This is a genomic window from Pantoea sp. B550 (assembly GCF_024158165.1).
Classification (GTDB): Bacteria; Pseudomonadota; Gammaproteobacteria; order Enterobacterales; family Enterobacteriaceae; genus Pantoea; species Pantoea alfalfae.
The window spans coordinates 431,970-457,432 of sequence record NZ_JAMYXI010000001.1 but is presented as its reverse complement, the minus strand read 5'-3'; the positions used below and the strand labels follow the sequence as shown (position 1 = coordinate 457,432).

At 53.7% G+C, this 25,463-nt stretch carries 23 protein-coding genes, 2 pseudogenes and 1 riboswitch; of the genes and pseudogenes, 10 read left to right on the top strand and 15 right to left on the bottom strand.

Going from position 1 to position 25,463, the window contains the following annotated elements:
- Positions 1–114 precede the first annotated feature (114 nt).
- On the bottom strand, positions 115–888 hold the full coding sequence (locus NIM72_RS02155) for a 2OG-Fe(II) oxygenase family protein (RefSeq protein WP_253418217.1): 774 nt from the start codon (positions 886–888) through the stop codon (positions 115–117).
- Positions 889–987: 99 nt separating this feature from the next.
- On the opposite strand from NIM72_RS02155, the gene NIM72_RS02150 reads away from it, so the two are divergent.
- Entirely contained in the window at positions 988–1,893 is a 906-nt protein-coding gene (locus NIM72_RS02150; RefSeq protein WP_253418214.1) for a LysR substrate-binding domain-containing protein, read from the top strand.
- 104 nt (positions 1,894–1,997) lie between these two features.
- On the opposite strand, the gene uca is transcribed toward NIM72_RS02150, so the two are convergent.
- The 8 genes from uca to NIM72_RS02110 form a co-directional block, all read right to left on the bottom strand.
- Positions 1,998–5,603, bottom strand: coding sequence for an urea carboxylase (uca, locus tag NIM72_RS02145; protein WP_253418211.1), 3,606 nt, complete (start codon positions 5,601–5,603; stop codon positions 1,998–2,000).
- A 128-nt stretch (positions 5,604–5,731) separates the two neighbouring features.
- Positions 5,732–6,367, bottom strand: coding sequence for an urea amidolyase associated protein UAAP2 (locus NIM72_RS02140; protein WP_253418208.1), 636 nt, complete (start codon positions 6,365–6,367; stop codon positions 5,732–5,734).
- A gap of 10 nt (positions 6,368–6,377) precedes the next feature.
- A complete protein-coding gene (locus tag NIM72_RS02135; RefSeq protein WP_253418205.1) occupies positions 6,378–7,106 on the bottom strand; it encodes an urea amidolyase associated protein UAAP1 in 729 nt (242 codons plus the stop codon).
- Positions 7,103–7,888 carry an ABC transporter ATP-binding protein gene (locus NIM72_RS02130; RefSeq protein WP_253418202.1) on the bottom strand — a complete coding sequence of 262 codons (786 nt, stop codon included), beginning with the start codon at positions 7,886–7,888 and terminating at the stop codon, positions 7,103–7,105. Before NIM72_RS02130 ends, NIM72_RS02135 begins: the two co-directional genes overlap by 4 nt.
- Positions 7,885–8,700, bottom strand: a complete 816-nt coding sequence (locus NIM72_RS02125) for an ABC transporter permease (protein ID WP_161734650.1) — start codon at positions 8,698–8,700, stop codon at positions 7,885–7,887. The genes NIM72_RS02130 and NIM72_RS02125 overlap by 4 nt, the downstream gene beginning before the upstream one ends.
- A gap of 24 nt (positions 8,701–8,724) precedes the next feature.
- Positions 8,725–9,780 carry a putative urea ABC transporter substrate-binding protein gene (locus NIM72_RS02120; RefSeq protein WP_253418188.1) on the bottom strand — a complete coding sequence of 352 codons (1,056 nt, stop codon included), beginning with the start codon at positions 9,778–9,780 and terminating at the stop codon, positions 8,725–8,727.
- Between the two features lie 60 nt (positions 9,781–9,840).
- A riboswitch (guanidine-I (ykkC/yxkD leader) is annotated at positions 9,841–9,939 on the bottom strand.
- A 310-nt stretch (positions 9,940–10,249) separates the two neighbouring features.
- Positions 10,250–10,927, bottom strand: a complete 678-nt coding sequence (locus NIM72_RS02115; protein ID WP_253418185.1) for a hypothetical protein — start codon at positions 10,925–10,927, stop codon at positions 10,250–10,252.
- Positions 10,927–13,185: a M23 family metallopeptidase gene (locus tag NIM72_RS02110; protein WP_253418183.1), complete on the bottom strand. Its 2,259-nt coding sequence runs from the start codon at positions 13,183–13,185 to the stop codon at positions 10,927–10,929. Before NIM72_RS02110 ends, NIM72_RS02115 begins: the two co-directional genes overlap by 1 nt.
- Positions 13,186–13,461: 276 nt before the next feature.
- Between NIM72_RS02110 and NIM72_RS02105 the strand changes: the two genes are divergently transcribed.
- Together NIM72_RS02105 and NIM72_RS02100 are read left to right on the top strand one after the other, a co-directional pair.
- A complete protein-coding gene (locus NIM72_RS02105; protein WP_253418181.1) occupies positions 13,462–14,511 on the top strand; it encodes an ABC transporter substrate-binding protein in 1,050 nt (349 codons plus the stop codon).
- Positions 14,511–15,197, top strand: coding sequence for a molybdate ABC transporter substrate-binding protein (locus NIM72_RS02100; protein WP_253418379.1), 687 nt, complete (start codon positions 14,511–14,513; stop codon positions 15,195–15,197). Before NIM72_RS02105 ends, NIM72_RS02100 begins: the two co-directional genes overlap by 1 nt.
- A 62-nt stretch (positions 15,198–15,259) precedes the next feature.
- On the opposite strand, the gene NIM72_RS02095 is transcribed toward NIM72_RS02100, so the two are convergent.
- Positions 15,260–15,841, bottom strand: coding sequence for a DJ-1/PfpI family protein (locus NIM72_RS02095; RefSeq protein WP_161734659.1), 582 nt, complete (start codon positions 15,839–15,841; stop codon positions 15,260–15,262).
- A 166-nt stretch (positions 15,842–16,007) separates the two neighbouring features.
- Positions 16,008–16,391 carry a cupin domain-containing protein gene (locus tag NIM72_RS02090; protein ID WP_161734662.1) on the bottom strand — a complete coding sequence of 128 codons (384 nt, stop codon included), beginning with the start codon at positions 16,389–16,391 and terminating at the stop codon, positions 16,008–16,010.
- A 273-nt stretch (positions 16,392–16,664) separates the two neighbouring features.
- On the opposite strand from NIM72_RS02090, the gene NIM72_RS02085 reads away from it, so the two are divergent.
- Entirely contained in the window at positions 16,665–17,462 is a 798-nt protein-coding gene (locus tag NIM72_RS02085; protein WP_161734665.1) for a MetQ/NlpA family ABC transporter substrate-binding protein, read from the top strand.
- A gap of 133 nt (positions 17,463–17,595) precedes the next feature.
- On the opposite strand, the gene NIM72_RS02080 is transcribed toward NIM72_RS02085, so the two are convergent.
- Complete coding sequence (locus tag NIM72_RS02080) at positions 17,596–18,303, bottom strand: phage antirepressor KilAC domain-containing protein (protein ID WP_161734668.1); 708 nt, start codon at positions 18,301–18,303, stop codon at positions 17,596–17,598.
- Positions 18,304–18,693: 390 nt separating this feature from the next.
- On the opposite strand from NIM72_RS02080, the gene NIM72_RS02075 reads away from it, so the two are divergent.
- Together NIM72_RS02075 and NIM72_RS02070 are read left to right on the top strand one after the other, a co-directional pair.
- Entirely contained in the window at positions 18,694–19,128 is a 435-nt protein-coding gene (locus tag NIM72_RS02075; RefSeq protein WP_033735722.1) for a 6,7-dimethyl-8-ribityllumazine synthase, read from the top strand.
- A 55-nt stretch (positions 19,129–19,183) separates the two neighbouring features.
- The gene (locus NIM72_RS02070) at positions 19,184–19,657 is read left to right on the top strand and encodes a nuclear transport factor 2 family protein (protein ID WP_161734671.1); all 474 of its coding nucleotides are present in this window, start codon (positions 19,184–19,186) and stop codon (positions 19,655–19,657) included.
- A gap of 43 nt (positions 19,658–19,700) precedes the next feature.
- Here NIM72_RS02070 and NIM72_RS02065 read toward each other — a convergent pair whose 3' ends face one another.
- Complete coding sequence (locus tag NIM72_RS02065; RefSeq protein ID WP_222925750.1) at positions 19,701–20,096, bottom strand: hypothetical protein; 396 nt, start codon at positions 20,094–20,096, stop codon at positions 19,701–19,703.
- Positions 20,097–20,456: 360 nt separating this feature from the next.
- On the opposite strand from NIM72_RS02065, the gene NIM72_RS02060 reads away from it, so the two are divergent.
- From NIM72_RS02060 to NIM72_RS02050, 3 genes are all read left to right on the top strand, one after another.
- Positions 20,457–21,227, top strand: coding sequence for a MerR family transcriptional regulator (locus tag NIM72_RS02060; RefSeq protein ID WP_161734678.1), 771 nt, complete (start codon positions 20,457–20,459; stop codon positions 21,225–21,227).
- Between the two features lie 121 nt (positions 21,228–21,348).
- Complete coding sequence (locus NIM72_RS02055; protein WP_253418179.1) at positions 21,349–21,744, top strand: DUF1090 domain-containing protein; 396 nt, start codon at positions 21,349–21,351, stop codon at positions 21,742–21,744.
- 464 nt (positions 21,745–22,208) lie between these two features.
- Positions 22,209–23,483 carry a Glu/Leu/Phe/Val dehydrogenase gene (locus tag NIM72_RS02050; protein WP_161734684.1) on the top strand — a complete coding sequence of 425 codons (1,275 nt, stop codon included), beginning with the start codon at positions 22,209–22,211 and terminating at the stop codon, positions 23,481–23,483.
- Positions 23,484–23,524: 41 nt separating this feature from the next.
- Here NIM72_RS02050 and NIM72_RS02045 read toward each other — a convergent pair.
- A pseudogene (locus NIM72_RS02045) lies at positions 23,525–24,103 on the bottom strand (ROK family protein); the annotation flags it as partial.
- Here NIM72_RS02045 and NIM72_RS02040 point away from each other — a divergent pair.
- A pseudogene (locus NIM72_RS02040) lies at positions 24,101–24,235 on the top strand (ABC transporter); the annotation flags it as partial. The pseudogenes NIM72_RS02045 and NIM72_RS02040 overlap by 3 nt on opposite strands.
- A 168-nt stretch (positions 24,236–24,403) precedes the next feature.
- Here the strand turns inward: NIM72_RS02040 and NIM72_RS02035 are convergent.
- The gene (locus tag NIM72_RS02035; RefSeq protein ID WP_253418177.1) at positions 24,404–24,784 is read right to left on the bottom strand and encodes a hypothetical protein; all 381 of its coding nucleotides are present in this window, start codon (positions 24,782–24,784) and stop codon (positions 24,404–24,406) included.
- Between the last annotated feature and the right edge of the window lie 679 nt (positions 24,785–25,463).

Sequence of the window (25,463 nt, the reverse complement as noted above, 5' to 3'; positions counted from 1 at the left end):
GCTAACTGTCGAGGGATTCTGGCCCGAAGATGCGGACTGGCGTGCATTAGTGGCTTTCCGCACGCAGCAAATCTTTCTGCGCGGCTGGGGTGCCCTTGCAGACACGCCATGATGTCATAGTCTGCCGTAAAAGGTCATACGCGCGGTTTCTGACAACTCAATACCCGGCTGCGTATTGTAAGCCAGCACGGCCAGCATACGGGTGACCTCGCCTTCAGTTGGGGTCACGCGGTGCAGGGAATTACGGCCACGAAACAGCACCAGATCCCCGGCATCTATCTCCAGCGCGTCAACGATCTGGCGTTCTTCCAGCACTGCGTCGACACCGGCAAAGTTCATATCACCGGCATCGGCATCCCGCAGATCTTTCACATACTGAAACACGCCGCCCGCCAGCGGTTTCTGGACCAGTAAGGTGATAGCAAAGGAGGAGTTGTCGAAGTGCCAGCCCAGCTCCTGACCGTGAGGCGCATAGTGCAGGTTAATCGACGAAAGCTGATCGGCGTAGGGATAGAGCGCTTCCTCTCCCAGCACATCGCACAGGAAACGTTTAAACAGGTCATCGTTATAAAGCTGGCGCAGTGGCGAGTCGGCAGCGATAACATCATCCGTGATACAGCCTTTGGTGCTGAGCACATCCCGATTACGCGGATGATCCGCACTGAACGCCTCATCCGGCTTCATCAGATAGACATTGTGTTTACTACGGGTGTGATAGGCCAGATGACGCCGGGCATTGCCCTCTTCGATCATCGCCTCTAAAGCGTGTGGTTGTAAAAACTGACGCAGTACCAGCGCGCCGGAGTGGTTTAACTGCTCACGACAGCGCTGACGCCAGCCCTGGTCGGTCAGCGGATGAAGATCAAGACGAACAAGGGATTCAGACATAGCAACAGCTCTCATGATGGGCAGGTGTGATGTTACTCTACCTGTCGCCTGCCACGCTGCGTAACGATAAAAACTTAATACCCTGATAAGGAAGAGTTAATGCCTGCCCAATTGCCAAGGTTGCCCAAAATCAGCGTCATTCAGTCCTTTAAAGTGGCCGCCGAACTGGGCAGCCTGGCAAAAGCCGCCGCCCAGCTGGCTTTAACCCCGGCGGCGGTCAGTCAGCAGATTCGCCAGCTGGAAGAGCAACTTGGCAGCGCGCTGTTTCTGCGCACGCAGAGCGGCGTGATGCTGACTGAAACCGGCAAAGAGTATCTGCGCTATGTCACCGAAGCCTTTGATATTTTGCACCTGGGTCAGCAGAACATCCGCCATGCGGCCAGCACGCCAAAACTCACGGTTTACACATTACCGGCGCTGGCGTCCAAATGGCTGTTGCCCCAGCTGGCGAGCTGGCGCGACCATTGCCCGAATATCGATCTCTCGTTACACGGTACGCATTCTCAGGTCGATTTCACCGCGATGCACGCCGATTTTGTGATCTGCTTTGGTGAGGATCGTTACCCGCAGTCAGATAAGCTGAAGTTGTTTCATGATGACGTGCTGCCGGTGGCCAGCCCTGCTCTGTTACATCGTTTTACGCCGGAAACGATCTTAAGCCAGGCGCCTCTGATCCACCTCGACTGGGGCAATGAAGGCCGTTTTCTGCCTGACTGGCGAAGCTGGTTTCAGGCAAAAGGCATGGATGAACCGCTGCCGCAGCCCGCGTTCAGCTTCAATCTGACCTCGCTGGCGATTGATGCGGCTGTCGCGGGAGCTGGTGTGCTGCTGGGGCAGCGACGCCTTATTGCGGCGGAACTGGCGCGGGGCGATCTGGTGGTAGTGGATGATCTTTGCCTGCCGCTGAGCAAACCCTATTACCTTGTCTGGCCGCAACGCACGCTGAGTCAGCCTGGCAGTGAGGCGATGATCGGCTGGTTAAAAGAACTGGGCGCGCGGTGCTGATACCCAGCTGCTGTGATGGCCCGCCAGCATGTAGCCGCTGACGGGCGCAGCGGCAGATTGTTACTTAAGCATGACCTTATCCGGCTGGTCGGTTGTGATCGTCGTTACGCATTGTCTTCAACGATTACCACCACGCGTTGTCCTGCACGCACTGCGCTGCCTGGCTGGACGCTGACCTGCTGAATTATGCCGCTGCACGGAGCCAGAAGCGGGATCTCCATCTTCATCGATTCCAGCACCACAAGGATATCCCCTTCCCGCACCCGACTGCCCGCGGTCGCCTGCACCTGCCAGAGATTGCCGGATACCGGACTTTCAACCCCCTGCTCGCCCGGTTGCAGCGGTGCGTCACCGCCTTCATCCGCTACGTTTTCCTGACTGTCGAAATGGGCCTGGCCGCTGGCTATCCAGCGGTCACGTTCAGCATTGAATGCGCTTTGCTGATGCTCACGAAACTCGCCAATACTTTCCGCTTCACGCGTAAGGAAATCCTGATACGCCGCCAGCCTCAGCGTGCTGTGCTCAATGCGCAGCGGATAGCGACCCAGTGGAAAGTCGCGACGAATCTGCAGCAGTTCCTCAGCAGAGACCGGATAAAAACGGATCTGATCGAAAAAGCGCAGCAGCCAGGGTTTTCCGCCAAAATCGGCGACTTCGTGATATCGGTTCCACATCTGCAGCGTGCGGCCCACAAACTGATAGCCGCCCGGCCCCTCCATGCCATAAATACATAGATAAGCGCCGCCGATGCCAACTGAGTTTTCCGCCGTCCAGGTGCGGGCTGGGTTATATTTCGTCGTTACCAGCCGATGACGGGGATCCAGCGGTGTGGCAACCGGTGCGCCAAGATAAACATCGCCCAGCCCCATGACCAGATAACGGGCCTCAAACACGGTGTTCCAGACGGCCTGCTCATCTGGCAGGTCGTTTATCCGGCGAATAAACTCAAGATTACTCGGGCACCAGGGCGCGTCCGGACGCACGGTGGTCATATACTTTTCAATCGCCTTCTGACAGGCGGGATCGTCCCAGGAGAGCGGCAGATGGACTACGCGTGTGGGGACCTGAAGGTCGTCACTCATGCAGACCGTTTCCCATTCACCGCGCACCCACGCCAGCAGCACGTGTGGCGTCAGCGTCTCCGGCTGAAAGTGGATTTGCAGCGAGCGGATGCCCGGCGTGATATCAATAATGCCGTGGCGTGTTTGCGCTTCCAGCGCCTGCATTAACGCGTGAATGCGAAAACGCAGCACCAGATCCAGCTCCGGCTCGCCTGCCTCCAGCAGCAGATGCGTATCGCCTGAAAGCCGCGCGACCAGACGTTTATCCGCTTCACCACAGGTCATTATTATCGGCGACATCAGTGGCGCAGGCTCCCAGAGAATGTCCTGTGGCTGTAGCGTGGTCAGCTCAATACGCCGCCCCTCTGCCAGCCGCCGTGCCGTCGGGATATCTACCGGAACAAACTGCACTTTGTCACCGGCTTTCAGCTGGCCCAGTTGCCAGAGATCCGCTTCGATGACCGTCACCGGGCAGACAAACCCGCCGAGACTGGGACCATCGGGTCCCAGAATGACTGGCATATCACCGGTAAAGTCGACCGCGCCAATGGCATAAGGATTGTCATGAATATTCGAGGGGTGCAGTCCCGCTTCGCCGCCGCTGTCGCGTGTCCAGATCGGCTTTGGCCCAATCAGGCGCACGCCGGTTCGGCTGGAGTTAAAGTGCACTTCCCATTCTGTGGCAAAGAATGTCGCAATATAGTCCGGCGCAAAGAATTCTGGCGCACCGTGGGGACCATAAATCACACGCAGCGTGCGGATTGTGGCGAGGTCTGTGCGCAGCGCCGCGGGCAGTTGTGTTGCGGCTGTGTTCGTAGCCCGCGGCGCGAGATGCAGCACATCACCGCTGCGCAGCGCACGACCAGCGTGTCCGCCAAACTGACCGAGCGTAAAGGTACTTTTACTGCCTAAATAGTCCGGCACCTGAATACCACCGCTCAGGCAGAGATAACTTCTGACGCCTGCACCACGCATCGCGCCCAGCTTCAGTGTGGCGCCCGCCGGGATAGTAAATACGGCGTCCATTACCTGTTCAGCGCCGTCGAGCGTGACACTGAGCGGCGCACCGCAGACCACCGCCTGAATCTCCGTGTTAAATTTCAGGGTGGGCCCGTTCAGCGTGATTTCCAGCGCGGCGTCACTCTCGTCATTGCCCAGCAGACGGTTGCCTGAGCGCAGGGCGCGATCGTCCATCGGCCCTGATGGCGGCACGCCCACCGCCCAGTATCCCAGTCGTCCGGGATAATCCTGCACGCTGGTCTGGGTGCCGGCACTCAATACCTCAACCGTTGTAGCCTGATAGCCGAGCTGCTCCAGGCAGCGTGTCCAGGGGTCGCCAGCGGTAAAAGGCGCAAAGGCTAAGATCTGCAACAGATAGAGGCGGTTGGTTTCAACGCCATAGAGGCGGGTTTCCGTCAGTGCCTGTGCCAGTGCGGCGATAGCTTTTTCGCGTGTGGGATGCCAGGCAATCACTTTGGCCAGCATTGGATCAAAAAATGGCGGGACTTCGCATCCGGCCTCCACCCAGCGGTCGATGCGCAGGTTTTTACCGTCGGCCGCCGGGAAATGGACTTCAGTTAACAGTCCGGGTGAAGGCTGGAACTGCCGTCCCGGATCTTCCGCGTAGATGCGCGCCTGCACGGCATGGCCCTGTGGATTCAGCGTGGCGGCTAATACGCTTAGCGGCGGAAGATTGCCTGCCGCCAGCTCAATCATCCACTGCACCAGATCCACGCCCCACACCTGCTCTGTCACACCATGTTCAACCTGCAGGCGGGTATTCACTTCAAGGAAATAGAACTGCTGTGATGCGCTGTCGTAAACAAATTCAACCGTTCCGGCGCTGCGATAGTTCACCGCTTTTCCCAGCGCGATAGCCGCCGCGCATAAAGCCTCCGCCATACCTGCGGGCAGATTCGGCGCTGGCGTCTCTTCGATCACTTTCTGGTTACGCCGCTGTACCGAGCAGTCGCGTACGCCCAGCGCGATTACCTCGCCCTTCCCGTCACCGAAAATCTGCACTTCAAGATGACGGGCGCGTTCGATATATTTTTCGAGAAATACTCCGGCATCGCTGAAGTTGTTCTGGCCGAGGCGCTGGACCGTTTCAAACGCCTCTGACAGCGCATTTTCATCACGACAGACGCGCATCCCAATACCACCACCGCCCGCCGTGCTTTTCAGCATGACCGGATAGCCGACACGCTCTGCGGCGCGGCAGGCTTCGCTGACATCCGCCAGCAGCTCACTGCCCTCCAGCAATGGCACTTCTTCGGCCTTCGCCAGCGCGCGGGCCGTATGTTTCAGGCCAAAAGTCCGCAACTGCTGCGGTGTGGGGCCGACAAAAATCAGACCGGCAGCCTCGCACGCCTCAGCAAAGGCGGCATTTTCCGAAAGGAAACCGTAGCCAGGATGGATCGCTTTCGCCCCGCTCTGCTGCGCGGCGGCGATGATCTTTTCCGTCACCAGATAGGTTTGTGCAGCCGGGCCTTCGCCAAGGCTTAGCGCCACATCCGCCTCGCGGATATGTAAACTGCTCAGATCGGCTTCGGAGTAAACGGCGACCCCTTTCATCTGCATGGGCCGCAGCGTGCGCAGGATGCGACAGGCGATCGCGCCGCGATTGGCAATCAGTAAGGTATCAAACATAGGCGAACTCTCAGGGATGCGGGTCGTCCCGCAAAATTCGATATTCCCTGGGGCCGTCCCCGGGGCTGACCGGCACTTAAGCGGCGTGCGTCGGCGGAATGTTCAGAAGGTCAGTGCGCAAGGCCATATCAGTTCCACACCAGCACTTCGGCGGGTGTCGGATTCCAGCCATTACAGGGGTTATTCAGCTGCGGACAGTTGGAGATCAGCACCATTACGTTGCATTCAGCCACCAGGTCGACATATTTGCCGGGCGCAGATAAGCCGTCTTCAAAGGTCAGACCGCCTTCAGGCGTGACCGGAACGTTCATGAAAAAATTGATGTTGGCACCGATATCACGTTTGTGAAGGCGGCCATCGTGCAGGCAGGCACAGAGAAAGTTATCCCGACAGCTGTGCATGTAGCGCTTACCCTGGGCATAGCGCACGGTGTTGCTCTCCTGCGAGCAGGCTCCGCCCAGGGTATCGTGACGACCGCAGGTGTCGGCGACGATCGTCAGCAGCGGATTGCCGAGATTCGAATAGAGCACGCTGCCGGTGGTCAGATAGACGTTTCCCTGACGACGCAGCGTGCGCTGAGGATCGTAGCGTTCCCGCGGGTTATCGCTGTTGTAAAACAGGGTATCAATTGCCTGATTCCCTTCGAGGTCGAGCAGGCGCAGCGTCTGTCCTTTTTTGACTTCGAACAGCCACGGCTCGCCTGCCGGGATTACGTGGCGATAGACAGCATCTTCAGGACGACGATCAGAGTTAATAAGGGTCATCGCAGCCTCCTCACAGGGCAAAAAGTTGAGTGTTGTGAAATGCACGCTGGTTTTCACCGCGATTCGCAATCGCATCGCTTACAACCTGCATATCGTCAGCCTGATACCAGCTCAACTGGACCGGACGCGGGAGATAGTCAGTGGCGGGATCCTGCGGATGTGGCAGCGCGGTCAGCACCATCAGCACGTCCATGGGCGCGTAAAGCTCAACGAAATCACCCGCCTGGCTATTGCCTGCGCTGAACCCGAAGCGGCCCTGGTCATCAACCGTGACCTTGCTGAAAAAGTTAACGACCATCAGCAGATCTTCCAGACCCAGATCCCATTTGCCCATCTCAACCAGCAGATTATCTACGCCGTTGCGATAGAAACCGTTGCGCAGCTCCTGATAGCGCCCGGCACCGTATTTTTCCTGTGTTTCCGCCGCGTTGAGTACGCCGCCGAACGGATCGTGCCAGCCGCAGCTATCCGCAACGATCCCGGCCATCACGCGCCCCATATCGGAGTAGAAGCAGTAGCCGGTCGTTAGCCGGGCGGTGTGCTGGCCTTTCAGGGTGTCCGGCAGATTCAGCCGTTCACTTTTCTCGTGGGGATTGAGCATCATCATGCTGACGTTCGCACCGCCCTCAATGTCGGTCAGGCGCAGGATCTGCCCTTTACGCAGAATCAGCGAGGTATGCGCGCCACCGGGCAGCGGCTCTTCGCGCACGCTCGGGGCTGAATGAAAAAGATCTGTCATTGAGCGGCCTCCTTTAAAGGGTAAATGTTGTTTCTGCTGCCGGTCGTCAGCTGCGACAGCCGCGTTTCATTAAGCGGGATGTCGTAAGTGATACGCGCACCCCACGCATTGGGGGCCTGCGGGTCGATGCGCACTTTGTCAAACACCAGCAGCCGGGTTCCCAGATTGAAGCCTTCGGCAAGGTCATGCGTGACCATAAACACCGTCATCCGGGTTTCGCTCCACAGCTGGAGCAGCAGCGCATGCATATCTTTGCGGATGCCGGGATCCAGCGCGCCAAACGGCTCATCCAGCAGCAGCACGCGTGGTTGCATCACAAACGCCTGCGCAATGGCCAGCCGCTGCTGCATTCCGCCGGAAAGCTGCGCCGGATATTTATCCAGCGAATGGCCCAGCCCGACTTTCTCCAGCATCTGTTTTGCCTGCTCACGGGCCTGGCGTTTCCGGGCGCCAGACAGCCGCCCGATAAAGGGTGACGCCGGAAGTTCGAGGCCAATGGTGACGTTATCCAGCACGTTGAGATGAGGGAAAACCGAGTAGCGTTGAAACACCACGCCACGGCTGCGATCCGGCTCTCCGGGCAGCTGCTCGCCATCCAGCGTGATCGTTCCCCGCGTTGGCTTCTCCTGACCGAGCAGCAGGCGTAAAAACGTCGACTTACCGCAGCCGGACGCACCCACCAGCGAGCAGAACTCGCCCTCTTTCACCTGCAGATTGATGCGCTCCAGCACCACGTGGTCGCCATACTCCTGCCAGATATTTTTGATATCGATAAAACTCATTCCCGGCCTCCTTCCGCCCAGGGGAAAAAGGTTTTGTGCAGCTGACGCAGCGCGAGGTCCATCAGCCACGCCAGCAGCGTGATCCAGATGACATAAGGAATGATCACATCCATCGCCATATAGCGGCGGACGAGGAAGATGCGATAACCCAGCCCGGCAGTCGCGGAGATGGCTTCGGCGGAGATCAGAAAGAGCCATGCCGATCCCAGCAGCAGACGCAGCGACGTAATCAGCCGGGATAACAGCTGCGGCAGCACGACTCGCAGCACCACCGTCCAGCTGTTCGCCCCCAGGGTTTGTGCTTTGATAAACAGCTCTGCGGGGATTTCCCGCGCCCGATGTTCCAGATCGCGTGCCAGCATCGGTGTGATGCCGATGACGATCAGCATCACTTTTGACAGCTCATCCAGCCCGAAGACGATAAACAGCATTGGCAGCAGCGCCAGCGGCGGGATCATCGACACCACGGTCATGAAGGGTGACAGCGCCGCGCGGGTCATCGGAAAGACGCCCGCAGCAATGCCGATGCACAAGCCAATTACCGAAGAGAGCGCCAGGCCAGTCAGCAGACGAGTCAAGCTAATCCACGTATCCACCCACAGCAGATACTCCCCGCTGCGCTTGTCCGGCGTGAACGCCATCCGGTCGATGGCCGCGATCATCTGCGACAGGCCGGGCAGCAGTTTGTCGTGGGGATTGGCTTCCAGACGCACTGCCGAACTGATAAACCACGCGGCGATAAGCAACACAAACGGTAACAGCATCAGCGTCAGGCGCATTCCCTGCCGGGGATAGCGGTTGATGTGGCGCATGGCAGAAACTCCTGAGTCCGGTGATTACAGCTTGCCCGCAGCGGCCAGCTTCAGATAGCTGTCGTCAAAGCGCAGTTTGATGTTTGCGGTATCACCGACGGTGACGTTGCCAGGGAAGCTCATACCAATGAAGTCAGCGCTTTGCGCGCCCTCGCCCAGCAACCCTTTATCAAAGGAAAACGCAGCGACACGCTGCATGGTTTTTGCCAGATCGGGGGAAGAGACAAAGGTCTGGGTTTCGGCAGGAGTCCAGAACAGGTGGGTCGTTTTCAGCTGTGCCTTATAACCGGTGAGGTCCGTACCGGAATCGGCCGCCATGGCACTAAGCGCCTGGGTGTCTCCGGCCTGCATCTTCGCGATCATCTCGAACCAGGCACCGGTCAGCGCCTTGCCGAGTGCGGGGTTATCTTTCAGGGTGTCGGTATTCACCACCATCATGTCAATCAGCTCACCCGGCACGGCCGATGAGCTGAACACTTCTGTCGTCTGCGGGGTCTTTTTGATGACCGAAAGCTGCGGGTTCCAGGCCACAGCCGCTTTTACGTGGCTGGTGCCGAACGCTGAGACAATATCGGCATCGGAGGTATTTACGACTTTAACGTCTTTTTCCTGCAGCCCGGCTTTCTCCAGCCCGCGGACCAGAAGATAGTGCGACACCGACAGCGCAGGCAGATAGACCGACATCCCTTTCAGATCGCTGAGCTTTTTATTTTCACCTTTCAGGACTACGCCGTCGTTACCATCAGAATAGCTACCCGTTATCAGCGCCGTGGAGTCAACACCACCTGCCGCAGGAATCGTCAGGGCATCCATATTGGTCATAGTGCAGCCGTCGAACTGTCCTGCGGTGTACTGGTTGATCGACTCGATGTAGTCATTGAGCTGAGTGATATGAATTTTGATGCCATATTTGCTGGCCCATTTATCAATGATCTTCTCATTGCTGATGGTGCCCCAGGGCATCCAGCCCGCGTAAATGGTCCAGCAGATGTTGAACTCTTTTTTGACGGCGGCGAAAGACGGCGCGCTGACCAGCAGCGTCAGAGACAGAATTAGCGTCACGAGGGGAGATTTCTTCATGGTTGACCTCTGGTTGGCACAAAAAAACGGGAGCAGCGCAGGACACCAGATGGTGCCGCTGTCTCCCGGGCTTTTGTCCCGCCGTGTAACCTCGCAGAGGTCGCCAGCTCTCGGACCAGACATTCACCTGCGTGAACCGGAACCCTAGCCAGCTATTTGCTATCAATGTGTCATACGCTGCTTACTGCTAAGACTTGAGCAAATGGCGTGCCAGAAATTAAAATAAGTCATATCAGTAAGGTAGACGAGTTTTGGTACAGGAAGCACCGGGATGGTGAACCAGCAACGGGCATTGCACATAATCAGTGCTGTGGGGGTGAAGCTATGAGGGCGGCTGACGCTCTGTAGAATGTAAACGTAGAGTAAGAATTCAGGATAGACCTGGACAAGCAAAAGAATCCTTATCAGATCCTTTTGCTTGTGAGCATCTTAGCTGTTTATATGAATTTGAATCAGGCATATGGCGAATTTAGTAACTGTCAATTATTTGATTTCGCCGGTATCCCATTTCAACTGTCTCAAGAGATTTAAGCATATAGGGAGTGAAATCGACTTCCTTACCATCGACGAGGTTGATCATTGAGCCTGAAGCACAAAATGCAGCTTCGTCACGTATCAGGCAGAATGACAGACTTTTCTTTACCCCGTTTTGTTTTTCCTGCTTGGGGATATTGCTGTCGATAACCGCATAACCGCGAGCATTGACTGACTGGATATTATAGAGTTCTACAGGTTGCAACTCGCTCAAGTTTTTAATATCATAAACGTTCAGAGAAAGCCTGCTACTTTCTTTACTTAATGTGTAATTTTTCTTTTTCCATAATCCTTTATTTGTATCAAAGTACACTTTTTCAGGTGATACTCTTCCCGGCCCGTACCCATTATGCAGGACATCGGCAGAATACAGGCAAAACCAAGTATTAAATGGAGGTCGTTTTATTTTTAATGTTGCGTATTCCGGAGGGTGGAAATTTTTAAATGAAATGTTATCGCATGAACTATTTCCGCTGTTACTGGATATAACTTTGTAATAATTAACAAACCTGTCTTTGTTGAAAGCAGAGGGGATATGTATCTCTGGAGTAATAGAGCCCACAGATTTTTGTGCTAACAATGCCAGAGTTAGAAAAATTAAAAACCTTTCCATTACCCTCTCTTTAACTGATCTGATTCGGGTTTTTCGTTGACCGGGTTGTTATGGCTGTCCGGGAATTTCTGCTCGGTGAAGACAGCTATTGCACTACCGTAAACACAGCAGCGGGTCTCAAAACCATTCAGCCCCTGATAATCAGTGTTGCTGACCTGGTTTGGCAGGTTAACGGCGGCGCTGGCCCGCCAGAAGGCCGGGCTGCGGTAGTAAATCTTTATCCCGCTCCGCCGGGGAGTGACGCTGCACCGCTCCAGCACATGTTCGGCATCCGCGTAGGGGGCCATATCCCTTGCCACCCAGTAAAACCCGGCGCTGCTGGCCGCCTCATGGAGGTCGCTGCTGACTTTATTCCTCCAGCGGATAATATTTTCCGGGACGTGGTTTTCGGTATCAGACAGATGATTGTCGGAGTAGCGAATAGGCCGGTATGAATACAGGCGTCGGTATTCATTTATCAGGATGTTTTTAATATTTTCAGGGCAGGTCCGTCCCCGGAAGCTGAAATAATCAAAGTAGTTCACCGGGCTGGTAAGCTGTAACAGGCCGCGCCCGTACCACGGGTAGTACCAGATGTTGTAGCGCCGGATGACCTGACGCGTGCGCGGGTCTGTTTCCGTATAGCGGTACCCTTCCTCCATCGATCCCAGCCAGCCCGTTTCCTGAATGCCGTTCCCCAGGAAGCAGGCGATGCGCAGCGGGGTGGTTATCAGGTATTTCTGCATCGTCCTGTTTATGTGCGTACGGATAGTGTCCGGGATGCTGCCAGCAGCATCCCGGTAATTTATGGCCTCCCAGCGGTAATCATTCCGCCCGGCCGCTCTTAATGCGTTCTGTGGAACAAGCTGCTTCAGCTCTGATTTGCTCAGCCAGCAGCATTTGCGAAAGTGGGTAATGAAGGCCACTGGATGGAAATGCCACAGCCTGCCGGTGCCGTGTTCACCGGTCTTGAAGCACAGCGCTGAGGCATGACTTTTCAGCCGTTCATAGTCTTCTTCAGACATGGCAGGAACATCGTCAGAGCCGGTTCTGAGCCAGGCATAGCGCTGGTCAAAGGTGGCAGCATTCCACTCCAGCGGAAAATGGCAGACCAGACGGCTGCTCAGGTCGCCGAAATGCCCGCTGTCCTGCAATCCGGCGATAAGGGGAGAATTACACTGACTGTTGTTGTCCGTGTCATCGTCCACCATCCGCCACCCTGTCCAGTGCGGGAAGTCGGCATCGCTGAATTTTTTGATGTCAGGGGAAGCCAGGTTAACCATGCCCGTTCCGCCGGGGAACCTGACGGTACGCCATAACGGGGCATCAGCAGGCGTCAGGGTTTCATGTTCAGTGCTGATGACCCGCCCGAAACGGAGCAATTCGAGCCCGGCAGACGGATTCTGCGGGTACAGACGGCACGCTGTCCGGTACAGATTGTATTCATATTTAAGATATGTTTCGGCAATGGAATTGTCTGCCGGACTGGCATCTGCATTCACCAGCGGCTCCCCCACTGTGTCGAAACGTGCCGCCGTGGTGGTGTTCTGCCTGCGGGTTACCATCGTGCAGTCGCCTTTTTCGAAGGTCATGCTGACGAATAACGGTTCCGTGGTGGTATGAACTGAATTCAGGCGGTCCGTGTCCGGTGAGGCAGCGTCAGTCACCGATTCATAAAAGTGTGTACCGGGCGGCAGATAAAAATGGATATCGCCGTAAAGGGTGTCGGTTCTGCCGTCACGGGTGATATCGAGTTCAGGAGTGATGCGTCCGGTCAGCTTCAGCATGTTCTCGTTGTCACAGAACACCTCAAAGTGAAAGGCATTGGTTTCGCTGACCATACCACTTTGCCCGATACGGTCCTTGCGCCAGACTTTTGCTCCGGCTCTGATTGCCGGGTCCAGCCGGTCCATGAGATGCATGTACAGGGAGTAGTACACGACACGACAGTTTTCACCGATATCGGTCTGATGCTTTAGCAGGACATAACCGTCATCGGTTCTGCCATCATAATGCAGCGGAAAAGTATCACGTTTGTGTGTGGAAGATGGAGAACGAAAAGAAACAACTTCCCCATCCGCAATCGCGCGGACAAACTCAACGCGGTCATAGCCTTCCTCAGTGCGGTCGGTGTGGAGGACGTGCACGCCCCCGTGCCATGATGCGTGCCGGTTGAGCGGGAAATCCCGGTTGATATCCACGGGCATCATTCGGCTGACCCATGATACGTCACTTTCTCCGGCATTCCGCGGGCGAACAAATGGTGGGCTGATTATCATGCAGTTGACTTCCTGTCAGGTCTGAAATCCAAGAGGTCGCAGATTAACGCATTTTTAATTATACAAACGTTGATGACAGACAGGGAAAGCGGCAAATCATCATGATTCGCTCAGGATTTTATTGACCGTGGAGTAGAAAATGTCGAGCTGACGTGAGTCTTATCTGTAACAATTTGGTTTATCCTCGTCCTGCTTTCCCAAAATAATGCCCCAGACCGTGACGCGCATCACCTATCGCTATATAATCCTATGCATAACGATTTTCGAGGATAGTTAATGAAGCGCTTCTGGCAGGTATGCACACTCGGTTTACTGATATTTCTTCCGCTCTCTTCCCACGCCTCACGCCAGATCACCGACCAGATTGGCCGCCAGGTTACGATTCCTGACCACGTTGACCGCGTTGTTGTGCTTCAGCATCAGACGCTGAACCTGCTGGTGCAGATGAACGCCACCGATAAAATCGTCGGGGTGATGGCGAACTGGAAGCAGCAACTCGGCGACGGCTATGCCCGACTGGCCCCTGAGCTGAACCCTATGGCTACGCTTGGCGATCTGACGCACGTTGATCCGGAGAAGCTGGTGGCGCTGCATCCGCAGGTGGTGTTTGTCACCAACTATGCCCCGCATGAGATGATCGACAGTATTACCGCGCTGGGGATCCCTGTCGTGGCTATCTCGCTGCGTCATGGCCTGCCGTGTGAACAGGACAAAATGAATCCGACCCTCACTGATGAGGAAATGGCCTATGACAAAGGTCTGCGCGACGGCATTACGCTGATTGGCGAGATCGTCAATAAACCCGCTGAAGCGAAAGCGCTGATTGAGGCTACCGATCAGGGGCGCAAAATCGTCAGCGACCGGCTGAAAGATATTCCGGCGGAAAAACGTATTCGCGCCTATATGGCAAATCCGGAACTGACTACTTATGGTTCCGGGAAATATACCGGTCTGATGATGCAGCATGCGGGAGCGGTTAACGTTGCTGCGGCGACCGTGAAAGGATTTAAAACTGTGTCGATGGAGCAGGTGATCGCCTGGGATCCGCAGGTGATTTTTGTCCAGGATCGCTATCCTTCTGTCATCAATGAGATCAACAGTTCGCCGCAATGGCAGGCCATTGATGCAGTAAAAAATCATCGCGTTTATCTGATGCCTGACTACGCAAAAGCCTGGGGCTATCCGATGCCGGAAGCGATGGGGATTGGCGAGCTGTGGATGGCAAAAAAACTCTATCCGCAGAAGTTTCAGGATGTCGACATGAGCACGCTGGCTAACCGCTGGTATCAGCATTTTTATCGCACCACTTATCAGGGGCCAGAGTGATGCAGATACTGGCGGCGGGCAGCCTGAAAGGCGTCTGGCCAGCACTAATGGCGTACTTTCCGGCGCCGGTTGAAACCCGTTTTGGTCCCGCCGGCCTGCTCCGCGAAAGGATTGAGGCCGGTGAGTCGTGCGACCTCTTTGCTTCAGCCAGTGAGGATCATCCGCAGACGCTGCTGGCTGCCGGACGCGCGCTGGCAGTCATGCCGTTTACCAGCAACCGGCTCTGCATTACGGTGCGCAGCGATTGTCTTCTGCCTGGAGACGACTGGTTCACATTGCTCACCCGTGACTCGCTGCGAATCGCCACGTCCACACCTGGTACCGACCCGTCGGGTGACTATACGCAGGTTCTTTTCTCCCGGATGGGTAATGCCGGTGAAGCGGTGCGCCAGCGCGCCCACCCACTTGCTGGCGGGCGTGACTCACCAGTAATTCCCACAGGCAGGCTGGCAGCAGAGTGGATTATTCAGGCGGATATGGCGGATCTGTTTATCGGCTATGCCAGCTATCGGACAGCCCTGAGTCGGGCTGCGGGGTTGACGGTTGTGGATATTCCGGCGGCTGTTAATCCTGTTGCACGCTATGCCTGTGCGGTCATCACGCCAGAGGCGCAAAGGCTGGCGACGTTCTTAGGTTCAGAGCAGGCAAAAGGGGTATTACGGGATGCGGGATTTGGTTGTGAATAAAAAGCGTTCTTGCTATGACTTTGCGCCCCGTCAGCCTGACGCTTCGGGGGCGAAAAATCGAATCAGAGCTTAGCGAAATCCACCTTAAGCTTATGACTGATGTGTTCCGCCTGTTCGGTGGCTTTGTCGCCCTCACCTGTCAGAGTAAAAGCGATGGCGAAGGCGAAATCAAACGCCGCGCCCAGATCCTGTCCGCTCAGCAGATTGCCATCTTTCACAACCGATGCATTAACATAAACGCCATCGGTCACACCCTCTGAAGAGGTGCCGGAACTGACATAACGCCGTCCCTTTAAAAGCGCGTGAGGTGCCAGCACTCTGGCCGCTGCGGAACAGATTGGGCAGACCAGACGACCCGCTTCATCATGCCGGCGAATAAAATCGATCACCGCAGCATTCGCTGACAGATTTTTGCTGCCGTCCGGGCCGCCTGGCACAATCACCGCATCAAACAGCCGCTCGCAATTCTCCTCCAGCAGCTCATCAGCCACGACCTTCACCTGATGGTAGCTGGTCACTTCCCGGTAAGGCTGACAGGCCACAGTGGTCACGCGAACGCCAAGCCGTGAAAGAATATCGAGCGTGATAATGGCTTCAGCTTCTTCAAAACCGGGCGCGAGCAGCAGGGCAACGTTCTTATCCATGAAAAATCCTTTTACATTGTGGGTGTGGATGGAGCAAAGAATGTTCATCCTGGTCTGTGCAGGCACACCGTTTACTGATCCGAATCAAATCCGGGCGGGGTTTAGTTCAGGGCTAAAAAGCGGCAGCGGAAACACGGCCGTCATGAGTTATGTCAAAAGCCGCCACCTAAAACTCTTCAGGTTCTCCCGGCAGCGGCTCGGTCAGTTCCTGTCCTTTCACACCGGCATACGTGATCACCAGTTCAGCGGGTTCATCCAGAGTGTAACCACGATGCGCGCTGTTAACCGTTTCATTCAGAGCTTCACCTGCTGTGAACGTGCGCTGTTCGCCGCTCTCTTTATCCTCAACAATCAGGGTGCCGGAAAGAATAAACGCCGCATTCGGCATCGGGTGGGTGTGCCAGGGCAATGACGTATGGGCAGGCAGTGACAGTCGCATCACTGTCAGTTCAGGTTCGCCGGTGGGATAAGCATTAATCACCTCACCGTTCCAGGCCTGGCCGCTGCGCATCACTTCGACTGCGTTAATCTTGTTATCCTGCTTTGACATGGTTAATCCCTGTTGTTAATTAATAGAATGCCAGTAGTGACTGAGCAGTAAGCGTAGAAGAAAATGGCGCTGAGGGTTTCATACGTGATGAACCAGTAAACGATCAGTCCGCCAGTGCAAAAAAATAGCGGGAATGATTGGGCCAGCAGAGTGGGTGGTTAATTAATGTTCGAAATTTGCTTTGCGGTTATAAGATATATTCCGCCGTCAGTACGCAACCTGTGCGTTCTGTATTATCTTTGAAGCCATCTACTATCTGAGGGATTTCTGATAATGAAAGGTTTGTTTACGGCATTACTCGCCAGTTCTGTTTTATTATTATCCGCCTGCTCTAAAGACGACGATAACAAAGTTAAAGTCGCGATTAATACCGGGCCGGATGAAGCAATCTGGCAGGTCGTACAGCAGGTTGCCAAAGATAAATACAAGCTTGATGTCGAAGTCCTTAACTTCAATGATTATGTGCTGCCAAACGAAGCACTGAATAACAAAGAGGTTGATGCCAACGCCTTCCAGAGCCTCCCTTATCTTGAAGACCAGTCGAAAGAGCGCGGCTATAAATTTGCGGTGGTAGGTAAGACTTTCGTGTTCCCGATTGCGGCCTATTCACACAAAATCAAAAACATCAGTGAACTGCCGAATGGCGCTACTGTGACGATCTCTAACGAGGCGACGACACTGGGACGCAGCCTGCTGTTACTTCAGGCGCAGGGTCTGATTAAACTGAAAGACGGTGTGGGTTATTTACCGACCTCGCTGGATATCATCGAAAATCCAAAAAATCTGAAGCTGGTTGAAGTGGACACGCCACAGCTGACCCGCACGTTAGATGATCCGAACGTCTCTTTATCCATCATCAATACCAACTTCTCGGCTCAGGCTGGATTATCAGCGCACCGCGATGGTTTATTTATGGAAAGTGCTTCGTCGCCTTACGTCAATGCACTGGTATCACGTGAAGATAATAAAGACAGCGACAAAATTCAGAAGCTGAAGTCTGCGCTGCAGTCACCGGAAGTCGCGGCGAAAGCGGAAGAAGTCTATAAAGGTGATGCTATTAAAGGCTGGTAAATCGCCCTTAATCGACCCTGAACGATCAAAAAAGGCCGCACTCTGATGCGGCCTTTTTTATATCTGCCCTTTAATCTGCACGTCTGTCGGCACGGTTGCGTACAGGCGACCGTCAGGAAAGCCAGAGGTGAAGTTACGCAGCTGCACCTTTAGGCTGAGCAGAGAGATGCCCTGCCCACAGACTCGCCACCCATTTCACCCCTTTTGAGGTGAAGCGCGCCTGAGAAAAAGCGTGCTGGTTTTCACCGGTGCCGGTATGCAGCGTAAAGTAGCCCGCCTGCATATGGTAGTGTTGCGGCGTCAGGGTTCCTTTGGCGCGGTACATGATGTTGCGCTCCAGCAGGAACTGGCGGAATTCTGGTTCTTTCACTTTCAGCATCTTGCAGAGCTGACGAAAGCCCAGCGAGTCGTCAACTTCCACGAAGCTATCAAAGAACGCCGCCTTGGGAGCCGAAAGGGCCAGTTGCTGCTCAGCTGCCTGACGCTGTTCAAACTGCTCAGCCCATGCGCGAGCCGCTTCAGCCGGGTTAGTGAAGTCAGGCAGATGCGTGGTTTTTTCACGATCCTGCCAGCGGTCCAGCACTTCAGCCGTAAAGCCCGGGGAAAGACGTGCTACAGCCAGCAGAGAGTCACGCTTGCTGAGACGATACTCCTGGCGCACTTCTCCATCCCGCTCATAGTCATTTACTTTGAGTGGCTGAGAAAGACGCTGAGCCGTTTCCAGACTTTTGATTAACCGCTTCACTTCTCCGTGTGTAATGCCGGTCATCTGAGCCAGTTCACGGCTGCTCATTGTGACCGATTGTTCCAGAGATTTGAGGCTTTCAGTCGAAATCATCATGGGTTCACCCCTCGCTAACGCTACCAATACCCGGCGGGCAGTCCATTTATTATACAAACACCTGTTCAAATATCCAGTATTTTATTTAAGCAATAACGTAAATGGAACCGGTTACGCAAACATGGGAGCAGAAAGCGTTTTCCGGTCTGGGAGACGTGTTCAGGACGAGCTATCGATGGCAGGCGTACTTTTTTTCATGCGGCCAGTAAGGCTAATGATGTCATCTGTTATTTACATATAATCACAATGATGGACACAGACTCTTTACATTGCAGTATAGTGAAGGCTCTCAGCAGGTTACTGACCTGCGATGCTCACTATTTTGATTCGGTGTGCTGAGGCTCAGTCTGGCCCGTTACCACTGAATGTTATCTATTACTGGAGTAAGTCATGCAGCCGTTGAAAGTCGCCTTTATCAAAGCTAACTGGCACAGCGAAATTGTTTCTCAGGTTCTGACCGGGTTTGAACAGGAACTGGAAAGTCGCGGAGCCTCATACGAGATTAAAACATGGGATGTTCCTGGCGCTTTTGAAATGCCGCTGCTGGCGCAACGTCTGGCACAGACCGGCAATTACGATGCGATTGTCTGTGCGGCACTGGTGGTGGATGGCGGCATCTATCGCCATGATTTCGTCGCTCAGGCGGTCGTGAGTGGTCTGATGCAGGCGCAGCTGACGACTAACGTGCCCGTCTTCTCCGTGTCACTCACACCACATAATTTCCAGCCATCGGCCGAGTTCATCGATTTCTATACCCAGCACTTTGTTAAAAAAGGTCAGGAAGCGGCACGCGCTGTCTGTCAGATCCACGCGCTCGACCTCTGATTAACCTGTCATGGATGCGGATAACGCATCTGCCCGCGCCGTTGAGGAGAGAAAGTTGAAAAATTCACGCCCGCCCTTACCGCCATTTACACGGCCTGAACAGGCAATGGAAAAAGTACGGCTCGCTGAAGATGGCTGGAACAGTCGCGATGCTGAACGTGTGGCGCTGGCCTATTCCGCAGATAGCCGGTGGCGTAATCGCGATACCTTTCTGACCGGCCGGGCAGAGATTGTCGCGTTCCTGCAGCAAAAATGGCAGCGGGAGCACCAGTATCGGCTGATTAAAGAGCTGTGGAGTTTTGACCAGAACCGGATTGCGGTGCGCTTTGCCTATGAATGGCACGACGAGCAGCTACAGTGGTATCGCTCTTATGGTAACGAGAACTGGGCGTTTGATGAGCAGGGTTTGATGACGCAGCGTTTTGCCAGCATTAACGATCTGAAAATCAGCGAAGAACAGCGGCTGTTTCACTGGCCACAGGGGCGTCGCCCGGATGACCATCCTTCGCTAAGCGAGCTCGGTTTATAACAGCCGTTTCCAGCGGAGAGCGCTGCTCTCCGCCGTTAATAACTCAGCCCTGCTCGCCCTTGTTCTCGACAAAGGTCGCTTTATTGCGGGTGACCGTATAGGCCACTTTTTTGACATCTTCAGGTGACGTGGTCACTTCAACTGGCGCAATAGTGACACGGCCCATACCAAACAGCGTCGGCACATACCCACCGACCTGATGCTTACCCGCCGGCACATGCAGCAGTTTGCTTTCACCATTCGGCAATCTGCCAGCGTCTTTGCCATCTACCGTCAGGAATACACTGGAGCCATCATCCGCACGGGTCTTGATATGCGAGACATCGATCTGTGTCGGACCAGCAGCAAATTCATCTGGTGCTTCGCTGGCGGCATGTTTCGCACAGCCGGTCAGTACAGCAGCAACCGTCATAACGGCGAGAGTAAAACGATAACGCATTGGACACTCTTTCTCCTGATCATCAGAACCAACTATTTTAGCGGTTTGCAGGCCGGATGTAAGGGGGTGTGAAGTCAGCATGCTCTTAAAATGGATAAAACAGCGCTGCTTTTGCGGACTATCTGCGTAAAGAATATTTACTGAATAAATACACAGTCTTTTTATGATGAGTCATCACGCATTTAACCTGCTGATCACCCTGAATTTAACCTGTTCAAAAACCCGAATAAGCGCAGCGTGATTGGTGCTATTTAGCGCTTTTAACAGGCGTTAACGCTGTTAATTAACGATTATAAGGTTCATAGTGGTTGTTCATCCCCGGTTAATTCCGGCGGCCTTTCCCTCAGCAGAGGGCACGATATGCAATTTCATACTACTGATACTGTTTGTGCGATAACCGGCACGCATCCTGCGAATCTGAAGCGCTGGATGAAGCAGGGATTACTGACATCACAGCAGAATGCTGACGAGTGGAGCAATGCTCATCTCAGCGAAATCCACACTCTGGTTGGCCTGACGGCAACCGGTGCAACACTTAATGAGATCAGGCAGGGTCAGCAGGACGCCTCATCGGTTAAGACCTACGGCTGGGCGGCGCGCAAGGGCGACATGCTCTGGCAGCTTGAATTTGGCACACCGTTGTCGCTTTCACGTCAGATGCACGACATGTCTAGTAACTATAGCGGTGATGATTTAATCATTAATTTGCTGCGACCGCTGAGCGTCTGGCTCTATGCCGACCACCGTCAGGGCGCGGCACGACGCCTTGACCGTTTTGAGAAAACCGTTAAGCAGCAGGCGGACAAAGTGATGCGTGTCTCATCGCGCAGTGAATCGTCCGTTCCTCTGTTTCTGGAAGCGGTAAGCGTACTGGATAAAACGGAAATCTGGCTGGAGGCAATTCGTCTGACGGCGTTGGGCTTTAATGTCGCGGTTGACTCGCGTGCCACTGGACAGCCTGCCATTAAAACCGCCATTCATCAGCATCATGTGATGTGGTGTGGTGCGGGGATCAGTCAGGTGATGCAGGACTATTATGACCAGCAGAGTCAGGATGGTTTTCCGATCATGCTCAGTGGACCTGATCGTAATCTGCATTTTTCACAAACCTCCTCTTCCAGCGCTGCCTGATAGCAGGCAGCTTCACTATTCCCCTGCTTTTCCGCGCCAGTAAATAATTTTTTTCGTTAAGAATCTCTTAAGGTAGCTACGTATACTGGAGTCTCAACCCTGACTCATTGACGAGACTACGATGAAAAAGACTTTACTGACCCTGACCCTGACTCTGTGCCTGTCACCACTCGCTTTCACCGCTGCGCATGCGGCTTCTAATCTGACCGGTTGTGCTGCTAAAAAGCAGGAGATTGAGACACAGCTCTCCTTTGCCCGCCAGCACAATAATACCCATCAGGTTGCCGGCCTTGAAAAAGCGCTGCGTGAAGTGGATCAGAACTGCACTGAAGAGAGCCTGTTAAAGCAGCGCCAGGAAAAAGTAGCAGAGAAAAAGTTTAAGGTGCAGGAGCGTGAAGAGGAGCTGGCAGAAGCGAAAGCGGAAGGACGTAGTGCCAGCAAGATTCAGAAGCGCGAAGATAAGCTGGCAGAAGCGCGTGAAGAGCTGAAAGAAGCCGAACAGGCTTTGCGGCAGTAATGCTTCGGGGCCAGCCTTGCGGCGCTGGCCCGCCAATTTTATTTTCCTCGCCTTATCATTCCTGTCTGTTCTAACCAGATGATTAAGCTGCTTATTTTCCGCTCAACCCATTACTTAAGGTAATCCTTCTATTACTTATTCTCATGCACTTAATTGGTGCAGCAAAGTCAATGAAGTTAAGATCAATTATTTAACTTTTTGAACGTCCTCAAAGAATTGAAAGATAGCGAGCCCCCCCTTATATGCAGGCTGTACGCACCCGTAGCGCATTATTATTCGTCTTTAAAGGGCATCTCTCAAAATCTATTCACTACACGCGCCCCAAAAAGGGGCATGTCTGCACTTTTCCAGGGCGGATACCCCATCTTATTTGTTTCAGAAGTGTTAGATTATGTCCGCGCCTTACAATGCGCTCACCATCCACGGCTCCACACAATAAATAACTTCATTAAGAAAGGTTTTTTATGGATAAGTTATCTTATGCGTCTGAAAGCAGCACATCTGCCTGGTCCACCTACTTACAGCAAATCGACCGGGTTGCGCCCTATCTTGGCGATCTTTCACGTTGGATAGATACTTTGCGGCATCCAAAACGCGCACTGATTGTCGACATTCCTCTTCAGATGGATGATGGCTCGATTCGCCATTTTGAAGGCTATCGCGTTCAGCACAACCTTTCACGCGGCCCGGGTAAAGGCGGTATTCGCTATCATCCTGATGTCGATCTTAATGAAGTCATGGCGCTATCTGCATGGATGACGATCAAATGTGCGGCAGTCAACCTGCCCTATGGCGGTGCCAAGGGCGGCATTCGTGTTGATCCTTTCAAACTCTCCGATGGTGAACTTGAGCGGCTGACCCGTCGTTATACCAGCGAGATCGGCATCATTATTGGACCGCAGAAAGATATTCCGGCACCGGACGTCGGCACTAACAGCAAAGTGATGGCGTGGATGATGGATACCTACTCCATGAACCACGGCACCACGATTACCGGAGTGGTGACCGGCAAACCGATTCACCTGGGCGGCTCACTGGGCCGCGAAAAAGCGACCGGCCGTGGGGTGTTTATTACTGGCCGTGAAGTGGCTCGTCGCTCAGGTATTGACATCGAAGGCGCCCGTGTGGCGGTTCAGGGCTTCGGTAACGTCGGCAGCGAAGCGGCACGTCTGTTTGATGAAGCAGGCGCGCGCGTGGTGGTGATTCAGGATCACACTGCAACGATTTATAATTCAGATGGCATTGATATGGCCGCGCTGAGCGAATGGCAGATCACCCACAAGCAGATTGCCGGTTTCCCTGGTGCGCAGAGCATTGATAAAGAGGCGTTCTGGACCACTGAGATGGATATCCTGATCCCAGCCGCGCTGGAAGGTCAGATTACCCGCGAGCGCGCGGAGATCCTGAGCTGCAAAATCGTGCTGGAAGGCGCAAACGGCCCGACCTATCCGGATGCTGATGACATGCTGGCAACCCGCGGCATTATCGTTGTGCCGGATGTGGTCTGTAATGCCGGCGGCGTGACCGTCAGTTACTTTGAATGGGTTCAGGACATGGCCAGCTTCTTCTGGAGTGAAGATGAGATCAATCGTCGCTCCGATAAGATTATGACCGAAGCGATGGTTCATATCTGGGAGAAGTCAAAGGAGAAGGATTGCTCGCTACGTACTGCGGCTTATATCGTGGCGTGTGAACGGATCCTGATGGCGCGTAAAGATCGCGGTATCTACCCGGGTTAATGCTTAGGGCGCTGTTGCAGGTAACAGCGCCCTTTTCTCGCCTATTTCATTAATACCTGAAACTTCGGGTTAAACTCATCAAAAATCGGTAACGCGGCTCCCAGTGCAGCGGTATCGCTGCCGGTCATGCCCCTCTTCAGCCGCATATCTAACAGGTAACGTCCACGTACCGACTGATAAAGCGGCGGCAAGCGCGCGTCCATCTGTTCCAGCAATGGCGCAGGCATCATCCCGCCAATAATCACTGCCTCTGCATCAAACACCGACTCCAGAATATTGATTGCCTGGCGCAACGGCGTTGTTACGCTCTCTATCCATGCAAGGAAACGCGCAGGTTCAATCTGCAGCAGATCTTCAGGCAGCGCCCGCATCGGATCGAGACCACAGAATTCATAGGCGGCCTGCAACGAGACATAACGTTCCAGGCAACCCTGATTACCGCAGTAGCATTCGCGGCCGCCTGGCTCCACCACAATGTGGCCAATCTCGCCCGCATTATGGGCGTGACCGGTATAAATGTGGCCATCGGTGAAGATGGCGGCACCCAGACCGGTACCGATATAGAGATAGATAAAGGAGTTGAGGTTGAGATGGCGCGCCGTACCGTGAACACGTTCGCCGGTCTGGATAGCGTCTCTGGCGGGGCAATTCTGCTGGATAAAAAGCAGTTCAACGACCTGAATCCCGCTGACTGGGATATTGCCAGGATGTTTCAGAGCTATGCGCTTTATCCGCATCTGACCGTCGCCGAAATTATTGATTAACACTCCCCCCAACTTCAACAGCAACCAGTCGTCGCTAAAGACGTTTTCAGGGGGGGGAACGGGATTGCCCGAATTAATTTTTTTCTGAACGGTGGCCGATCTAAATAGTGGACGGCAGAGCCACTGGATGTTATCGCTATTTCTTCGCCAATAACGTCAGCTAAACTTCTTCATCATTTTTTTAAATAAATGCTCCTCATCTTTAACCTGACAATCAGATATTATTTCTTCAGTAACATTTTTCTCACTAATGTTTTCAACAAGGATCTTAAACCTACGCTTTACTTCTTTACCTGCAGGAGTGCAATCTCCTGAGCTTGCCAGATAAACGGCCGCACTGTATGCCGCATAGCAGTCATCAATGTTGGCCGGATGATCTTTACAACCACTATATACACTATAAGCCAGATCAGCATGACCTTTATAATAATTAATTTCAGGCGTATTTCTTAACTGTGAAAATACACCAGGAAGTAATAGTGCGAAGACCAGACTAAGTGTTACCATTCCCATCAGGACTATATATCTGAACTTCATCGCCTTGCCTTTTTAGTCATTAATGTTAAAAAACCCCTTCTACTGCACGCGCCAGTAAGACTGGTGGTTTGCCAGTGATATTGAAAATAACTCAGTCAATTCGTCATTTCAATACTACACTGTCCCTGGTATTCAACATAGTTGCGTTTCATTTATTAGATAAGGTTGTCTTCTTTCCTGTTATACCTCTTCAGAACAGGCAATTTCCCTTACTTTCCTGGCACAAAAGAATAGTTCTGTGTCCACAAAACAGACAAATTTAGCCAATACGTTGAAGAACCGTGTATTCATTTTCTATGCCCGGCATTCGTTTTATATATAACAGCCGCAGCCAGTAAATATGCCAGAGCAAACTCATGTCTGACCTCAATTCCCGCAGCGTCAACACGAGCGGATATGAGTTCGGCAGACATTTGTCACGACGATTAAAAGGGACAGAGAGCATCAATGTAGCAAGACCTTATCGCTTTGACAGCTTAAGTTCCGCTGAAACGTATAGCTCTGCACGCTTTATCGCAACTTGCTGTATTACCCATAAAGTGCAGACAAACTTAAATAATGAAAATACAGAAGTATTAAGCTTCCCGAGAATTGGCTTTTTATGTTTGGGGATTTATCCCCCGATGAATTAATAAACAGGATTAGTTTCAGATATGCAGTATGAATTGGATTTGCTGGC

Excerpts from the sequence above, each read along its gene's own strand:
- NIM72_RS02155 (WP_253418217.1), bottom strand. The coding sequence starts at position 888 with ATGTCTGAATCCCTTGTTCGTCTTGATCTTCATCCGCTGACCGACCAG.
- NIM72_RS02150 (WP_253418214.1), top strand. The coding sequence starts at position 988 with ATGCCTGCCCAATTGCCAAGGTTGCCCAAAATCAGCGTCATTCAGTCC.
- uca (WP_253418211.1), bottom strand. The coding sequence starts at position 5,603 with ATGTTTGATACCTTACTGATTGCCAATCGCGGCGCGATCGCCTGTCGC.
- NIM72_RS02140 (WP_253418208.1), bottom strand. The coding sequence starts at position 6,367 with ATGACCCTTATTAACTCTGATCGTCGTCCTGAAGATGCTGTCTATCGC.
- NIM72_RS02135 (WP_253418205.1), bottom strand. The coding sequence starts at position 7,106 with ATGACAGATCTTTTTCATTCAGCCCCGAGCGTGCGCGAAGAGCCGCTG.
- NIM72_RS02130 (WP_253418202.1), bottom strand. The coding sequence starts at position 7,888 with ATGAGTTTTATCGATATCAAAAATATCTGGCAGGAGTATGGCGACCAC.
- NIM72_RS02125 (WP_161734650.1), bottom strand. The coding sequence starts at position 8,700 with ATGCGCCACATCAACCGCTATCCCCGGCAGGGAATGCGCCTGACGCTG.
- NIM72_RS02120 (WP_253418188.1), bottom strand. The coding sequence starts at position 9,780 with ATGAAGAAATCTCCCCTCGTGACGCTAATTCTGTCTCTGACGCTGCTG.
- NIM72_RS02115 (WP_253418185.1), bottom strand. The coding sequence starts at position 10,927 with ATGGAAAGGTTTTTAATTTTTCTAACTCTGGCATTGTTAGCACAAAAA.
- NIM72_RS02110 (WP_253418183.1), bottom strand. The coding sequence starts at position 13,185 with ATGATAATCAGCCCACCATTTGTTCGCCCGCGGAATGCCGGAGAAAGT.
- NIM72_RS02105 (WP_253418181.1), top strand. The coding sequence starts at position 13,462 with ATGAAGCGCTTCTGGCAGGTATGCACACTCGGTTTACTGATATTTCTT.
- NIM72_RS02100 (WP_253418379.1), top strand. The coding sequence starts at position 14,511 with ATGCAGATACTGGCGGCGGGCAGCCTGAAAGGCGTCTGGCCAGCACTA.
- NIM72_RS02095 (WP_161734659.1), bottom strand. The coding sequence starts at position 15,841 with ATGGATAAGAACGTTGCCCTGCTGCTCGCGCCCGGTTTTGAAGAAGCT.
- NIM72_RS02090 (WP_161734662.1), bottom strand. The coding sequence starts at position 16,391 with ATGTCAAAGCAGGATAACAAGATTAACGCAGTCGAAGTGATGCGCAGC.
- NIM72_RS02085 (WP_161734665.1), top strand. The coding sequence starts at position 16,665 with ATGAAAGGTTTGTTTACGGCATTACTCGCCAGTTCTGTTTTATTATTA.
- NIM72_RS02080 (WP_161734668.1), bottom strand. The coding sequence starts at position 18,303 with ATGATGATTTCGACTGAAAGCCTCAAATCTCTGGAACAATCGGTCACA.
- NIM72_RS02075 (WP_033735722.1), top strand. The coding sequence starts at position 18,694 with ATGCAGCCGTTGAAAGTCGCCTTTATCAAAGCTAACTGGCACAGCGAA.
- NIM72_RS02065 (WP_222925750.1), bottom strand. The coding sequence starts at position 20,096 with ATGCGTTATCGTTTTACTCTCGCCGTTATGACGGTTGCTGCTGTACTG.
- NIM72_RS02060 (WP_161734678.1), top strand. The coding sequence starts at position 20,457 with ATGCAATTTCATACTACTGATACTGTTTGTGCGATAACCGGCACGCAT.
- NIM72_RS02055 (WP_253418179.1), top strand. The coding sequence starts at position 21,349 with ATGAAAAAGACTTTACTGACCCTGACCCTGACTCTGTGCCTGTCACCA.
- NIM72_RS02050 (WP_161734684.1), top strand. The coding sequence starts at position 22,209 with ATGGATAAGTTATCTTATGCGTCTGAAAGCAGCACATCTGCCTGGTCC.
- NIM72_RS02035 (WP_253418177.1), bottom strand. The coding sequence starts at position 24,784 with ATGAAGTTCAGATATATAGTCCTGATGGGAATGGTAACACTTAGTCTG.